Here is a 15,538-nt window from a genome sequence, read left to right as displayed (position 1 = left end):
GTTAAAGGCACTGAGGATACTGCCATCATGCCAAAACTAACTGTTCACAACCAACAATTCTGGCTCGATGAGCGCCCGCTCTTATTGCAAGCGGGTGAATTCCACTACTTCCGCACCCCCGCCGATCAATGGGAACACCGGCTCAGCCTGCTTGTGCAAGCCGGATTTAACGCAGTTGCCTGCTACATCCCGTGGCTCTGGCACCAACCGCAACCGGAACTGGTCGATCTGGCCGGCACGAGCCACCCTATGCGCGACCTTGCTGGATTCCTCGATCTGGCCCACCGCATGGGTCTCTATGTGATCGCCCGTCCCGGCCCGTACATTATGGCCGAAACGATCAATGAAGGCATCCCGCCGTGGGTGTTTGAACGCCATCCACAGATTGCGCTGATCAACCAGCGCGGCGAAACTGAACACATCGCCAGCTATTTGCACCCTGATTTTCTGAACTGCGCCGCCGAATGGTACCGCGCCGTCTTTGCCGTGCTGGCGCCGCGCCAGATCACCCGCGGAGGCCCGATCGTGCTGGTGCAGCTCGATAATGAAATGGCCATGCTGCACTGGGTGCGCAACAGTTTCGACCTCAACCCGGTGGCGATGCAGCATTTCGCTGCGTGGCGAGAGGCAATGTACGGCGCTGGTCAAACCGGCGATCCGGCGACGCTAGCCGAACGCTTGCGGCACGCCGATGGCACAGAAGGCGCGCAATTGGTCGCCGATTATCGCCGTTTCTACCGTACCTATTTGCGCGACTACACAAGCTGGATGCTGGCGACGGCCCGCGCACACGGCCTTGAGGTGCCGGCGGTGATCAATATTCACGGCTTTGCCAACGGCGGCAAAACCTTCCCAATCGGCTTATCGCAATTGGCCGATGTGTTGCGCATGCCCGACGTGATCAGCGCCACCGATGTCTATCCAAGCCAGATCGGCGAGGGCACCTTTCACCAACTGGTGCTGGTCAACGCCATGACCGCTGCCATCCAAAACCCGGCCCAGCCGCTCTTTTCGATCGAATTTCAGGCCGGCGGCAATCTCGACTTTAGCAATATGTCGAGCGCCTTCTACGATCTCCATACCCGCCTGTGCCTCTCAAACGGCATGCGCGCCATCAACCACTACCTCTTTTTCGATGGCGAAAACGACCCGATCCTTAGTCCAGTCAAGCGGCACGACTGGGGCCACCCGGTGCGCAAAGACGGCAGCCTGCGCAGCCACTACCACCGCTACCCGTTGCTATCGCGCACCTTGGCCAGCTACGGCGAGGCGCTCGTCTTAGCCCGACCAGAACCGGTCACCACGATTGGTTTCCGACTTGACGATTTTATGACTGAGGTCAACCAGCCTTGCACCCAAGCGGCAACCAACATCATCACCCATCAGCGCGAAGTTATTCTGTTCGACTTCATCGCGCGCGGGTTGGCGCTGAGCCATCGCGACTTCGCCGCGGTTGACCTGCAACAGGCCACGCTCGATCCGGGCCGCACGCCGCTCGTGTGGGCCATGCTTGACACTACCAGCGACCCGGCCACCGAACACAAGCTGGTGGACTATGCCCGCGCCGGCGGGAAGGCGGTAATCGTTGGTCGCTTGCGCGCCGAGGGTGAGCTGGCGCAGGCGTTAGCGGTGCAGATCACCAGCGACCCGCCCTTCACCCCGCGCCGGGTGCAGGTCTTCAACATCGCCGACATTCCGGCCAGTTTCGTGCAGACCTACCACGGCGAACTCGGCACGGTCTTTGCGACGGCTGATGGAATGCCGATAGGGTTCCGAAAGTCTATTGGCAACGGCGAAATCATCGTACTCGGCGCAGCCTTCCCGATCATCGCCCTCGATGATCTGCGCGCCTTCACTGCGCTGGCGGATTGGGCCGGTTGTCCAGCGCCATTCACGCTCAGTCACTGGGCCGACGTGCGGCTCAGTCGCGGCCCGAACGGCGACTTCCTCTTCATCAACCACTACGGCGACGACCCGCTAGCAACCGAGATCAGGTATCGCGGCACGCCACTCTTCGATAGCCACCCGATCCATCTGCCGGCCCGCAGCGGAGCGATCTTGCCACTCAATTGGCGCATACAACCCGAACTCACCATTCGTTACGCCACCGCCGAAGTCAGATCAGTCACCGAGGAGGCAGGCACCATCGCATTAACTTTTGCCCAACCAACCGGATACATTTGTGTGGAAAGCAACGGTATCACCCAAACCATTCAATTCACCAACGGCGCCGCCACCCTCCCGTAGGGGCACACGGCAGTGTGCCCCCACACGGCAGTGTGCCCCCACACGGCAGTGTGCCCCCACACGGCAGTGTGCCCCCACACGGCAGTGTGCCCTACACCGTGGTACGCCCCCGCACCGTGGTGCGCCCACGGTGCGTTTCCCACCGTCACCGTAGGAGCACACAGCCGTGTGCCCCCACACGGCAGTGTGCTCAGAAATTGAAATATTGCTTAGGAACCAACTATGAACCACATCGAAGATCGCATCAACCACCTCTTGGGGCAAATGACCCTCGAAGAGAAGATCGGCCAGCTCAACCAACCGATGATCCATGGCTTGCCGGGTCTCGATCTGTTACGGCAAGGCCAAGCCGGTTCAATCATCAACGCCTTCGGCGCGCTCAGCGGGCAAGGTTTCGATCACCTAAGCAGCGCCGAGCAATGCAACGCACTGCAAAAAGCCGCCCTCGAATCACGCTTGGGCATCCCATTGCTCTTTGGGCGCGACATCATTCACGGCCAACGCACCGTCTTCCCGATCCCGCTGGCGCAGGCCGCCAGTTTCAACCCAACATTGGTCGAAACTATCAACCGCATCGCCGCCCGCGAAGCCAGCGCCGTCGGCATTCGCTGGACGTTCGCGCCCATGCTCGATATTGCCCGCGATGCGCGTTGGGGCCGCATCGCCGAAGGCTATGGCGAAGACCCCTACCTGACGTCGCGCATGGCCGAGGCCGCGGTGCGCGGCTTTCAAGGTGATGATGTCAGCCAACCCGACCGGTTAGTTGCCTGCGCCAAACATTATGTCGGCTACGGCGCTGCTGAAGGCGGGCGCGATTACGAACAGGCGGAAATCTCTGAACCAACCCTGCGCGATGTCTACCTGCCGCCGTTCCGGGCCGCCGTCGCTGCCGGCGCCGGCACGGTCATGAGCGCCTTCCTCGACCTCAACGGCGTCCCGGCCACCGCCAACCGCCGGCTCTTGACCGATGTCCTGCGCGGCGAATGGGGCTTCGACGGCTTCGTCGTCTCGGATTGGGAATCGGTTGGGGAACTAGTGCAGCACGGCGTGGCCGAAGATCAGGCGCATGCGGCGGCGCTTGCCCTACGTGCCGGGGTTGATATGGACATGGTGAGCGGCGCGTATCAAACCACGCTGGCCGAAAACTTGCATCGAGGCCGGATCACGCGCGCCGAAATCGACGAAGCGGTGCGGCGCATCTTGCGCATCAAATTCCGTGCCGGCATCTTCGAGCGACCCTTTACCGATCCTGAGCGCGCCCAACGCGACATCCTCACCCACGATGCGCGCGCGTTCGCCCGCCAAGCGGCCCGTGAGACGATGGTGCTGCTCAAGAACGAACACAACCTCCTGCCGCTACGCGACTTCCGCCGCATCCTCGTCGCCGGGCCATTTGCCCACGCCACCGCCGAATTGTTTGGCACGTGGACAATGGACGGGCGGGCGGAAGATGTGACGCCGCTCGATCGGGCATTTCAAGAGGTCGCGCCAGCAGGGGTCGAGCTGTGGTTCGCCGCTGCGCCCGATTTAGCCATGTCCCGCGCTCACTACGCCGATGCCGTGGTCTTGCTGGTAGGCGAGCATCCTGCTCGCTCCGGCGAAAACGCCAACGTCAGCGACCTTGGGTTGCCGCCGGGACAACTCGAATGGATCACGGCCATGGCCGCGATCGGCAAACCGATTGTGCTGGTCGTCTTCGCCGGCAGGCCATTGGCGATCACCCGCGCCGTCGCACAGGCACAAGCCGTCATCTACGCTTGGCATCCGGGCATTGAAGGCGCCGCAGCGCTAGCCGAGCTTCTGTTTGGCTTAGCCGCGCCAGCGGGCCGGCTGCCGGTGAGCATGCCCCGCACAACCGGCCAAGCGCCGCTCTACTACAACCGCAAACCGACGGGACGGCCCTTAATCGCCGATGGGCCCTTCCGCACCCGCTACGTTGATACGCCGACCGCGCCGCTGTTCCCCTTCGGCTACGGTCTCACCTACACCCGCTTCAGCTACAGCGATCTGCGCCTCAGCAGCTCGCGCATGCGCGGCGCGCTGGAGGTGAGCGCCCTAATCACCAACACCGGCGAACAGGCCGGTACCGAAGTGGTGCAACTCTACGTGCGCGATCTGGTCGGATCGCTCACCCGCCCGGTACGCGAACTCAAAGGCTTCCAGCGCATTACCTTGCCACCCGGCGCAGCGCAGCGCGTCACCTTCACCTTGCGCGAAGAGGACTTGGCCTTCACTCGCGCCGACGGCAGTTGGGGAGCCGAACCGGGCCGGTTCAAGGTCTGGATTGCACCGCACTGCGAGGGCGGGCTAGAGGGTGAATTTGAATTATAACATTTGCCGGCTAATAAATTTCTTTGACAGGATGTGCCAAGAAGGTTTGCTGGCTAACAATCATTTATCGTGGTGAGATATTCTCATGTCATTGCGAGGGCGCGGAGCGCCCGAAGCAATCTCCTGCTTCAGCGGAACAGGCTTCCTGAAAGGTATCGCTTCCCCTCCCCCAGCGGGGGAGGGCTGGGGTGGGTGTACGGAACCGAATAGCCACAAAGAGACGCAAAAGGCACAAAAATCGTACGTTTTTGTGTATTTTGTGTCTTTTCGTGGCGATGTCGCGAGCCCTCACCCCCCAGCCCCCTCTCCCACCTAACGGCGGGAGAGGGGTTGGGGGTGAGGGTCTATGTACCGCCAGCGCCCGCAGCACGCTCCCCCTGCGGCGGAAAGGTTCCGCTTCCGTGCTCGCGGGGGATTGCTTCGCCGCCTCTGGCGGCTCGCAATGACAATCGGGGTGCGGCGCTGCCGATCTTTTGTCATTGCGAGGGCGCGGAGCGCCCGAAGCAATCTCCTGCTTCAGCGGAACAGGCTTCCTGAAAGGTATCGCTTCCCCTCCCCCAGCGGGGGAGGGCTGGGGTGGGGGCCATCTCCCGCCCGTGTCAGTGCGCGCCGCGGAACGCGGCGAAGCAATAAGCCGGTACATTGTGCGTCTTGTTGCAGCTAGTCTATGAACCTCTCACTCTAAAGATATGGTATAATCCATTACGCAGTGCGTCATAATTTTAATCTGTTAGGAGGCGACCAATGACGATCGCAAGCGAGCGCGGGATTGACATCTTCCATTTCGACGATTTACTCACCCCGCGCGAGCGCGCGCTTCGCGATAAAGTGCGCGCATTTTGCAACGAGCATGTGCTGCCGATCATTAATGACTACTGGGAGCGGGCCGAATTCCCGTTTGAACTGATTCCGCGCATCGCCGAGCTTGGCATCGTGGGCGGCACCATTCAGGGGTACGGTTGTCCGGGATTCACCAGCGTCGAAGTTGGCCTGATCGCCGCCGAGCTGGCCCGCGGCGACGGCAGCGTGGGCACGTTTGTCGGCGTCACCAGCGGCTTGGCAATGGGCGCGATCGCCGCCTGCGGTTCAGAAGAGCAGAAGCAACGTTGGCTACCAGCGATGGCCCGGCTGGAAAAGATTGGCGCCTTTGCCCTTACCGAACCGCATGTCGGCTCTGATGCGGCGCACATTCGCACCACCGCCAAGCGGGTCGATGGCGGCTATCTGCTCAACGGCGAAAAGCGCTGGATCGGCAACGCCACCTTTGCCGATGTGATTGTGGTTTGGGCGAAAGATGAAGAGACCGGACGGATTGGCGGCTTTCTGGTCGAAAAGGGCACGCCGGGCTATCAGGCGACCAAAATCGAGGGCAAGATCGCCAAACGTTCGGTGATAAATGCTGACATCAAGCTGGATAACGTCTTCGTGCCTGAAGCGAACCGCTTGCCGCTGGCCCGCTCGTTCCGCGATACGGCCAATATCCTCAAAAACACCCGCTACGGCGTGGCATGGGAAGCGGTTGGGCACGCGCAGGCCGCGTACGAACTCGCCCTCGACTACACCTTGCAGCGCGAACAGTTTGGCCGTCCGATCGCCGGCTTTCAATTGGTGCAGCAGAAGCTGGTGCAGATGCTCGGTGATTTAACGGCGATCCAGTTGATGGCGTGGCGGCTGAGCAAGCTCCGCGATGAAGATGAAAGCCAGATCACTGAGGGCATGGCTTCGCTGGCCAAGCAATACTGCGCCGGCAAGGCGCGCCAGATTGTGGCGCTAGGCCGTGAAGTGCTCGGCGGCAACGGCATCTTGCTCGACCGGCACATTGCCCGCCACTTCGCCGACATCGAAGCCGTCTATACCTACGAGGGCACCAACGAGATCAATACGTTGGTCGTTGGGCGTGAGATCACTGGGATTGCGGCGTTTGTGTAGCGCACACACGCACCACTCAAGACTGCCTCATAGAGTGCGGCAGCTTGGCTGCTGCACTCTACTGACAAGAGGAACAACCCGCTCAGGCACTGCTTCCGCTGACGCGGGAGATTGCTTCGGTCGGGCGCGACCCAGCCGCGCTGGGTCGCACCGCTCCCTCGCAATGACAAATGGCTCCTGTCATTGCGAGCGTAGCGCAGCGGAGCGAAGCAATCTCCCACGAGCGCGGCAGCAACTCGCTCAGCCACCCTTCCCTCTGACGCCCTCCCCCAGCGGGTTGAGGTGCGGACAGAACATTCGATCGAGCACGACCATTGATCGCGGTGCAATGCCTCAAAGCGTAGCTCTTCACTCCCCTCTCCCGCGCCAGTGGGAGAGGGGCTGGGGGTGAGGGCCAGCAGCCCGCGCAGCGGGCTTCGTACCCCTAGCCCGGCCCTTCAGAGCCGGGTATCGGACAGATGTTCTATCCACCCTTGAACCTCCAGCGGGTTGAGGGCTGGGGTGGGGGCCATTTACCCTCTGTCATTGCGAGCGTAGCGCAGCGGAGCGAAGCAATCTCCCGCGAGCACGGGAGCAACTCGCTCAGGCACCCTTCCCTCTGACTCCCTCCCCCAGCGGGGGAGGGCTGGGGTGGGGGCAACTCACTCAGGCACTTCTTCCGCTGACGCGGGGGATTGCTTCGGTCGGGCGGCACCCTGCTTCGCGGGTGGCCGCCCTCCCTCGCAATGACAAACAGGCGCCGCCGCCCCCTCGCAGGACTGTTCGCGTATAATAGCAATAGCTGGGCGATCTGCGAGGTACGCGATGCCAACATCTTCACTCCCGCCAATTCAGCGGTCATGGGCGCGCTGCCAAGCGCATAGCCTTGATCCGGCCAGTCCGCCGCAGACGGGGCCGGTCAATCTAGCAGTGTGGAGCCATCTGCAAGCACTGGCCCGCTCATCGATCGAGAATCTCTACCAGCTTAGCGAGCACCCCGGTTTTGCGGTCGTGATATGCGACGAGCAGGGTACGATCATCGACCTTGCCGGCGATAGTGAGATTATCGATCAAGCGCAGCAACATGGGATCGGATATGGCATTAGCTTGGCGGAAGAGGTCGCCGGCACGAACGCGGTCGATTTGGCGCTGCGCGAAGCATTGCCTTACCAGACCGGCGGCGACGAGCACTATTGCAATTGGTTGCAGCCGTTTGCACTGGCGGCAGCCCCGATCTTCAGCCCTGATGGCGAGGCGTTAGGTGCGCTGGCTATCCTTACCCTCGCTGAAGCACACCATCCTTATGCGCTTGGGATGGTGATTGCCGCAGCGCAGGCGTTGCACAGCCAACTCCGCGCCGAACGGCTGCTCAACGAGGCTAACGACCAACTGAGCGAACTGTATGCAACCCTTGATACGATCAACGAAGGGCTGATCTTTGTAGGGCCGAACGGTGAGATCCGCCGGCTGAGTCGGCGGGTGGCGAATATTCTTGACATCAATGTGCGGTCAGCCGCCGGTCGCCCGCTGAGTAGCGTCATCGCGGTGCCGCCGGTCATTGCGACAGCGCTTCATAACCTCAACACCCTCGACGAACAAGAAGTGATCTGGCAGACGCCGAATGGCGCCCAAGCGGTCATCTGCGGCGTGCGCCCGGTTTGGGATCGCAGCCGGCGGTATTTGGGCAGCGTCATTACCTTACGGCCAACTGAGAGTGTGCGCCAACTGGTGCAACAAGTGGTCGGCGCGCAAGCCACGTTTACGTTTCGCGATATCATTGGCCAGAGTGAGAGTATGCGGCAAGCGCTGCGGCAGGCGCGGCTTGCCGCAGCCGGTCGCGGCGCAGTGCTGTTGCGCGGCGAAGCCGGTGTGGGCAAAGAGATCTTTGCCCAAGCGATCCACAATGCCAGTAACCGCGCCGGCGGCCCCTTCGTGCGAATTTCATGCGCTGCCATCCCACACCAACTGCTTGATAGTGAACTGTTCGGGGTTGAGGGAACCGACCGGCAACCGGGCCGTCCGGGCAAGCTCGAACTGGCTTATGGCGGCGTTATCTATCTCGAAGCGATTGATGCGCTCTCGTTTGATCAACAAACCAGTTTGCTTCGCGCCATCGAGATGGGGCGGCTGATCCGAACAGGGGGCGCGCGCCCTGTCTCGATCGATGTCAGAATGATCGTCGCTGGCCATGATCTCGAACAACTGGTGCAAGAGGGTCGTTTCCGCGCCGATCTGTATGCCCGGTTGAGCGCGTTTATCGTTGACATTCCACCCCTGCGCCAGCGTGGTAATGATGTCATTTTGCTCGCCAACCAAATGGTGCAACGGCTTAGCGAACAACTGGGCCGTCCGGTAGCGCTTGATCCTGATGCGCTCGCTGCGTTGCGAGCGTACCCGTGGCCGGGCAATGTGCGCGAATTGGAAGTGGTGCTGGAACGGATGGCGCAAACCAGCGCCAAGAGCGTCTTGACGGTCAACGATTTGCCGCCGGCGATTGCTCGCCATGCGACGCCGTTAACGATGGCGGATAGCCCGCGACTGGCGGAAGCGCAAGAGTTGAGTGAGCGCGACGCGATTGTCCGCGCTATCCGCACCGCCGGCGGGCGCTTGGGCCGGGCAGCAGCCTTGTTGGGGATTAGCCGGGCCACCCTTTGGCGGAAGATGACCCGCTACCACATTGCACGTGATGATCTCACATCATAACAGCGTTTCAAGATTGAAACACTTTTGCATGCCGCACAGCCTCTTCACAGCTTGACGTTCCTTAACCCACTTTGCTACGATACCAACTACAGGGATCACGACCCAACAACGAAGCAAAGAGGGGTAATGGAATCCCGTCTGCAGCCAGAACGTGATGGCTAGCGCATGACAGCGCTTGGCAGGAAACGTTTGTGCATTGCACGGTGCAATGCATCGTGTCACTCATAGAGAGCATTGAGAAAGGAGGTGCGCAGGGCGGGTCGCCGCACACTGCCAGCAGAGCAGATGGCGCGCACGCCCAGTTCAGATGCGCCGGCACGCCACGTTGCGCGTGCAAGCGGTTATGCTTCCGATAACCGTGAATCAGGATTGGCGCGCATCACGTTCTCTGGTTGAACGATGGATCAAGGTTGATTCGCAAGAACTGGTTCCGTTTGTGTTGCAAGGAGGAGACCCTCTATGCCTGCGTCCTTTCTGGGCGAAGTGTTTGGCACCATGGTGCTGATTCTGTTTGGCAATGGCGTCGTGGCCAATGTATTGCTGACGCAATCGAAAGGGAATGGCGGCGGCTGGATCGTGATTACCACCGGCTGGGCCTTCGCAGTGATGGCTGGCGTTTTTACCGCTTCGGCGCTTGGCAGCCCCGGCGCTGACCTCAACCCGGCGGTGACGATCGCAGTGATGCTGCGCGGCGGCTATGATGTTGGCACCGCAGTGATGCACATTGTCGCCCAGTTCATTGGCGCGTTCATTGGCGCAACCCTCGTCTGGCTGACCTACCTCTCGCACTGGGAAGTCACCAAAGACCCCGGCCTCAAGCTGGCCTGTTTCAGCACCGGCCCGGCGATCAATAATCCGGTGAACAACATCATTACCGAAGTGATCGGCACCTTCGCGCTGGTCTTCATTATCTTCGCCATCTTCAGCGCCGATGGCGCTACCGGTGGCAGCCCTGCCAGCGGGCTTGGCCCGTATTTAGTGGCGGCCTTGGTTTGGGGTATCGGTCTGTCGCTTGGCGGCCCGACCGGATATGCCATTAACCCTGCTCGCGACCTTGGCCCGCGCATTGCCCACTTCGTGTTGCCGATCGCCGGCAAGGGCGACAGCAATTGGGGCTATTCGTGGGTGCCAGTGGTTGGTCCGATCATCGGCGGCTCGATCGCAGCCCTGCTGGCGAATGCGCTTGGCATGTAACGGTTAGCAGTCATCGCTTCAAGGGAGGAAACCTGTGAAGAAGTTGATCAACGCACCGGAGAACGTCGTTAAAGAGGCGCTGGCCGGGATGGCGATCGCTCATGCTGACCTGATTGATGTGCATTTCGATCCCGATTATATTGTCCGCAAGGGCGCGCCGCACAACAAGGTCGGCGTGATTTCGGGCGGCGGTTCGGGCCACGAACCGATGCACGGCGGGTTTGTCGGCTACGGCATGCTTGATGCCGCCTGCCCCGGCGCGGTCTTTACTTCGCCGGTGCCCGATCAGATGCTGGCCGCAACTAAGGCGGTCAATGGCGGCAAGGGGGTGCTGCATATCGTCAAGAACTACACCGGCGACGTGATGAACTTTGAGATGGCGGCCGAATTGGCCGCCGCCGAGGGGATCGAGGTGGCCAGTGTAGTGACGAACGACGATGTGGCGGTAGAGAATAGCACATGGACGGCTGGCCGCCGCGGCGTCGGTGTGACGGTGCTGCTCGAGAAGATTGTCGGCGCCGCTGCCGAAGCCGGCGCCGATCTGGCAACCTGCAAGGCGATTGCCGAGCGGGTGAATGCCCACGGGCGCAGCATGGGTATGGCCCTGACGCCGTGTACGGTGCCGCAGGCCGGCAAGCCGGGCTTTGAGCTGGCCGAAGATGAGATGGAGGTCGGGATCGGCATCCACGGTGAGCCGGGCCGCCGCCGCGAGAAGCTGGCCCCCGCCCGCGACATCGCCGAAATGCTGGCCGGCCCGATCCTCGACGACCTGCCGTTCCAGAGCGGCGATGCCGTGCTCGCTTTCGTCAACGGTATGGGTGGCACGCCACTGATCGAGCTCTATTTGATGTACAATGAATTAGCGCGCATTCTCAAGGATCGCAACATCACCATCGCTCGTTCGTTGGTGGGCAACTACATTACCTCGCTTGAGATGGCTGGCGTCAGCTTTACGTTGCTTCGCCTCGATGATGAGATGATCAAGCTTTGGGATGCGCCCGTACATACGCCTGCCTTGCGCTGGGGTATGTAAGCAGGTGGAAGACCACGGCGGGGCGCGATGCCCCGCCGCCAGACTGACGCAGAGGAACCATGCAGATCACCGCCGATCATGTCACAAGCTTTCTCCAACTGGTTGCCGAACGGGTTAAAGAGCAGCGTGAGTATTTGACGCGGCTCGATGCGGCGATTGGCGATGCCGACCACGGGGTGAATCTCGACCGCGGCTTTAGCACGGTGATGAGCAAATTGCCCACGGCGACCGACCGCAGTATCAGCGGCTTGCTGAAATTAACAGGCATGACGCTGATCTCGACCGTTGGCGGGGCTAGCGGCCCCCTCTACGGCACCGCCTTTCTCCGCGCCGGCACTGCGATCGGCGACCGGGCCACGATCGGCGCCGAAGAGCTGATCGCTGCGCTCAGCGCCGCTCTCGAAGGCATTCAAACGCGCGGCAAGGCAACCCGCGGCGAAAAGACGATGATCGATGCGATCGCGCCAGCGATCGATGCGCTGAAAGAACAGTATGCAGCAAGCGGTGATCTGCTGGCGGCGATGCGTGCCGCAGTTACCGCTTGCGAACAGGGCATGATCGCAACTGAACCAATGCTGGCGACAAAGGGCCGCGCGTCGTACCTCGGTGAACGCTCGATTGGCCACCGTGATCCGGGGGCAGCATCGGCGTTCCTGATGGCGCAGGCCATGCTCGCTACCCTCGAACGCGCCGTTCAAGGATAAGTTCGCATACCGTTTGGTATGCTTGGAGACAAAGGAGTCTGTACTCATGGCAAAGTATGCCGCTGCTATCGATCAGGGAACGACTAGCACCCGCTGTATGATTTTTGACCACAGTGGCAATGTGGTCTGCTACGACCAGAAAGAGCACGAGCAGATTTATCCCCGCCCCGGCTGGGTTGAACATAGCCCCGATGAGATTTGGGAGCGCACCCAGAGCGTGATCCGCGGCGCGCTCAATAAGGGTGGGCTCAGCGCCAGCGATATTGTCGCGGTTGGCATCACCAATCAGCGCGAGACGACGGTGGTCTGGAATCGCAAAACGGGCCGCCCGGTCTATAACGCGATTGTCTGGCAAGACACCCGCACCGACCAGATTTGCAACGAATTGGCGGCTGACGGTGGCCAAGATCGCTTCCGCGCTAAGGTCGGCTTGCCGCTAGCGACCTACTTCTCTGGCCCCAAGATCCGCTGGATCCTCGATAATGTGCCCGGCGCGCGCGAGGCGGCGGAGGCCGGCGATGTCATCTTCGGTAACATTGACACCTTCTTGACGTGGTGGCTCACCGGCGGCCCCGATGGCGGCGTTCACGTCACTGATGTGACCAATGCCTCGCGCACGATGTTGATGAATCTCGAAACCCTCGATTGGGATGACGAGATCCTTGGCATTATGGGCATTCCGCGCCAGATGCTGCCCAAGATTATGCCATCGAGTATGGTCTACGGCACGGCGACCGGCGAGCTAGCCGGCGTGCCGGTGGCCGGCATCCTCGGCGATCAGCAGGCAGCCATGGTCGGCCAAACCTGCTTCGATCCCGGTGAAGCGAAGAACACCTACGGCACCGGTTCGTTTATGCTGCTCAATACCGGCACCAAGATTGTGCCGTCAACGAGCGGTTTGCTGACGACCGTCTGCTACCAGTTCGGCAACCAGCCTGCCGTTTACGCACTCGAAGGTTCGATCGCGATTACCGGCGCGCTGGTGCAGTGGCTGCGTGATAACCTTGGCCTGATTACCTCGTCGGCTGAGGTCGAGGCGCTGGCCAATCTGGTCGAAGATAACGGCGGTATCTATTTCGTGCCCGCCTTCTCTGGCCTGTTCGCACCGTACTGGCGCTCGGATGCCCGCGGTGTGATTGTGGGTCTGACTCGTTACGTCAATAAAGGCCACCTCGCCCGGGCCGTGCTCGAAGCGACTGCCTATCAAACCCGCGAAGTACTCGATGCGATGGAGCAGGATTCGGGGGTGAAGCTGACCGCGCTCAAGGTCGATGGCGGGATGGTCTACAATAACACCTTGATGCAGTTCCAAGCTGACATCCTCGGCGTGCCCGTCATCCGGCCCAAGGTGGCAGAAACGACGTCGCTCGGTGCGGCGTATGCCGCCGGCCTCGCTGTCGGCTTCTGGTCGAACACCGACGAGATGCGGGCTAACTGGGGTGTCGATCATACGTGGACGCCGCAGATGGATGAGGAGACTCGCGCCCGCCTCTATCGCGGTTGGAAGAAGGCAGTGACCCGCACCTTCGATTGGGTAGAATAATTTCGCGGAGCACGCTTCTCGATGCACGCAACGCCGCCAAGCAGATTGGTGGATGTATAGCGGTGCGTAACCAGCGCGATGGTGTTATGATACCATCATCGGTTATGTACCGCCCGTCCTGTGCGGCAGTGTCTGTTCAATGCGGCAAGACCGGCGCGGGCAATCCTGCCGGTCTTGTTGCCCGTTAGGAGATCAGCATGCAAACGCTCTCCACCGACGTGTTGGTGATCGGCGGTGGTGCGACCGGTACCGGCTGTGCGCTCGATTTGGCAATGCGCGGCATTCGCTGCATCCTCGTCGAGAAGGGAGATTTGACCCATGGCACTACCGGTCGCTATCACGGCCTGCTCCATTCCGGCGGAAGATATGTGACCAAAGACCCGCAATCGGCCACCGAATGCGCCCACGAAAATGCCATCCTGCGCCGGATTATGCCTCACTGCATCGAGCAGACTTCTGGCTTTTTCGTGATTACGCCGTGGGATGATGAAAGTTATGGCGATGTGTTTGTGGCAAACTGCCATCGTACCGGCGTGCCGGTGCAAGAGATCAGCGTCGCCGAGATGCTCCGCCGCGAACCGGCCCTCAATCCACGCATTTCGCGCGTGTTTGAGGTGCATGATGGTTCCGCCGACTCGTTTCTCGCCACCCACTCGGTTGCGCTGGCTGCCCGCGAGTATGGCGCCGAGATTCGCACCTATCACAATGTGGTCGATCTAGTACGGGTAGGCGATCGGGTGGTAGGGGCAATTGTCGAAGATTTGCGTAGTGGCGAGCGGATCCGGATCGATTGCACCTATGTGCTCAATGCCGCCGGCGCATGGGCCGGCAAGATCGCGGCGCTGGCCGGCGTGACCGTGACGGTCGTGCCCGGCAAGGGTACCATGGTGGCAATGAACCATCGGATGGTGAACACGGTGGTCAATCGCTGCAAGCTCCCCTCTGATGGCGACATTATCGTGCCCATCCATACGGTGGCTGTGATCGGAACGACTGATGTGCATGTCCCTGATCCTGATGTGTTTGGGATCGAGCCGGAAGAGATCCAGTTTATGCTCGATGAAGGCGAGAAGCTGATCCCCGGTTTCCGCCAGTATCGCGCCCTGCGCGCATGGGCCGGCGTGCGCCCGCTCTACAAAGATAAAGATGTCGCCAGCGACCGCGATATTCCCCGCACGTTCAAGTTGCTCGATCACGAAGAGCGTGATGGCGTGAGCGGTATTCTATCGATTGTCGGCGGCAAGTGGACAACCTACCGCCTCATGGCCGAGCAGACGGTCAACGAGCTGGCCCGCCGGTTGGGCAATACCCAACCGTGCCGCACGGCGAGCGAGGTCTTGCCGGTGCCGCGCTTCGAGCACCGTGCCCACGCGATGGTGACGGTGTCAACCGATCCAGCAGCCCAAACGCCGCACTACTGGTTGGGAAAGCCGCTGGCCTTGGTTGAGAGCGAGCACGCTGCCGGTGATCTGATTTGCGAATGCGAACTCGTGACTCGCGACCGGATTGTAGCGGCGATCGATGCTGGCGCGCATAACCTTGACGATATCCGGCGCGATGTGCGCATGGGGATGGGGCCATGCCAAGGCGGGTGGTGCATCTACCGCACGGCTAACCTGCTCTACGAGCGGCGCTGCGCCGATGGCCTCAGCCATACCCACGCCAACGAAGCGATTTTGCACTTCCTCCAAGAGCGGTGGAAGGGATTGACGCCGGTGCTCTGGGGCGACCAGTTGCGGCAGGCCCGTCTCGACGAGCTGATTTACGCCGGCGTGTTGGGCATTCACCGCTTGCGCGCGCTGGCCGAGCCGGGAGGCGGGTTGGTGACGCAGCATCCCGCGATCGCAACCGAGTATGTGCAGGCGTAGCCCGCCG

9 protein-coding genes are annotated in these 15,538 nt (G+C 61.2%); all 9 read left to right on the top strand.

All coding sequences use genetic code 11. The features are described 5' to 3' along the window. Positions 1-27 precede the first annotated feature (27 nt). The 9 genes from A6A03_RS14295 (at position 28) to glpA (ending at position 15,531) form a co-directional block, all read left to right on the top strand. Positions 28-2,247, top strand: a complete 2,220-nt coding sequence (locus tag A6A03_RS14295; RefSeq protein ID WP_066789669.1) for a beta-galactosidase — start codon at positions 28-30, stop codon at positions 2,245-2,247. Between the two features lie 222 nt (positions 2,248-2,469). Beyond that, positions 2,470-4,578, top strand: a complete 2,109-nt coding sequence (locus A6A03_RS14290) for a glycoside hydrolase family 3 N-terminal domain-containing protein (RefSeq protein WP_066789667.1) — start codon at positions 2,470-2,472, stop codon at positions 4,576-4,578. A 744-nt stretch (positions 4,579-5,322) separates the two neighbouring features. After that, positions 5,323-6,507, top strand: a complete 1,185-nt coding sequence (locus tag A6A03_RS14285; RefSeq protein ID WP_066789664.1) for an acyl-CoA dehydrogenase family protein — start codon at positions 5,323-5,325, stop codon at positions 6,505-6,507. An 804-nt stretch (positions 6,508-7,311) separates the two neighbouring features. Beyond that, positions 7,312-9,189: a sigma-54-dependent Fis family transcriptional regulator gene (locus tag A6A03_RS14280; protein ID WP_066789662.1), complete on the top strand. Its 1,878-nt coding sequence runs from the start codon at positions 7,312-7,314 to the stop codon at positions 9,187-9,189. A 459-nt stretch (positions 9,190-9,648) separates the two neighbouring features. After that, positions 9,649-10,383 carry an MIP/aquaporin family protein gene (locus tag A6A03_RS14275; protein ID WP_066789661.1) on the top strand — a complete coding sequence of 245 codons (735 nt, stop codon included), beginning with the start codon at positions 9,649-9,651 and terminating at the stop codon, positions 10,381-10,383. 34 nt (positions 10,384-10,417) lie between these two features. Beyond that, positions 10,418-11,416, top strand: coding sequence for a dihydroxyacetone kinase subunit DhaK (gene dhaK, locus A6A03_RS14270; protein WP_066789660.1), 999 nt, complete (start codon positions 10,418-10,420; stop codon positions 11,414-11,416). A gap of 59 nt (positions 11,417-11,475) precedes the next feature. Then, the gene (gene dhaL, locus A6A03_RS14265; protein WP_066789658.1) at positions 11,476-12,120 is read left to right on the top strand and encodes a dihydroxyacetone kinase subunit DhaL; all 645 of its coding nucleotides are present in this window, start codon (positions 11,476-11,478) and stop codon (positions 12,118-12,120) included. 46 nt (positions 12,121-12,166) lie between these two features. Then, on the top strand, positions 12,167-13,663 hold the full coding sequence (gene glpK, locus A6A03_RS14260) for a glycerol kinase GlpK (RefSeq protein WP_066789656.1): 1,497 nt from the start codon (positions 12,167-12,169) through the stop codon (positions 13,661-13,663). 197 nt (positions 13,664-13,860) lie between these two features. Next, positions 13,861-15,531, top strand: coding sequence for an anaerobic glycerol-3-phosphate dehydrogenase subunit GlpA (gene glpA / locus A6A03_RS14255; protein ID WP_066789654.1), 1,671 nt, complete (start codon positions 13,861-13,863; stop codon positions 15,529-15,531). The last annotated feature ends 7 nt before the right edge of the window (positions 15,532-15,538 follow it).

It is taken from the genome of Chloroflexus islandicus (assembly GCF_001650695.1).
Taxonomy (GTDB): Bacteria; Chloroflexota; Chloroflexia; order Chloroflexales; family Chloroflexaceae; genus Chloroflexus; species Chloroflexus islandicus.
The sequence above is the reverse complement of the archived record's forward strand: the minus strand, read 5'-3'. Positions and strand labels throughout refer to the sequence as shown.

What these genes read in the sequence shown, in the direction of transcription:
- A6A03_RS14295 (WP_066789669.1), top strand. Translation starts at nt 28, where the DNA reads ATGCCAAAACTAACTGTTCACAACCAACAATTCTGGCTCGATGAGCGC.
- A6A03_RS14290 (WP_066789667.1), top strand. Translation starts at nt 2,470, where the DNA reads ATGAACCACATCGAAGATCGCATCAACCACCTCTTGGGGCAAATGACC.
- A6A03_RS14285 (WP_066789664.1), top strand. Translation starts at nt 5,323, where the DNA reads ATGACGATCGCAAGCGAGCGCGGGATTGACATCTTCCATTTCGACGAT.
- A6A03_RS14280 (WP_066789662.1), top strand. Translation starts at nt 7,312, where the DNA reads ATGCCAACATCTTCACTCCCGCCAATTCAGCGGTCATGGGCGCGCTGC.
- A6A03_RS14275 (WP_066789661.1), top strand. Translation starts at nt 9,649, where the DNA reads ATGCCTGCGTCCTTTCTGGGCGAAGTGTTTGGCACCATGGTGCTGATT.
- dhaL (WP_066789658.1), top strand. Translation starts at nt 11,476, where the DNA reads ATGCAGATCACCGCCGATCATGTCACAAGCTTTCTCCAACTGGTTGCC.
- glpK (WP_066789656.1), top strand. Translation starts at nt 12,167, where the DNA reads ATGGCAAAGTATGCCGCTGCTATCGATCAGGGAACGACTAGCACCCGC.
- glpA (WP_066789654.1), top strand. Translation starts at nt 13,861, where the DNA reads ATGCAAACGCTCTCCACCGACGTGTTGGTGATCGGCGGTGGTGCGACC.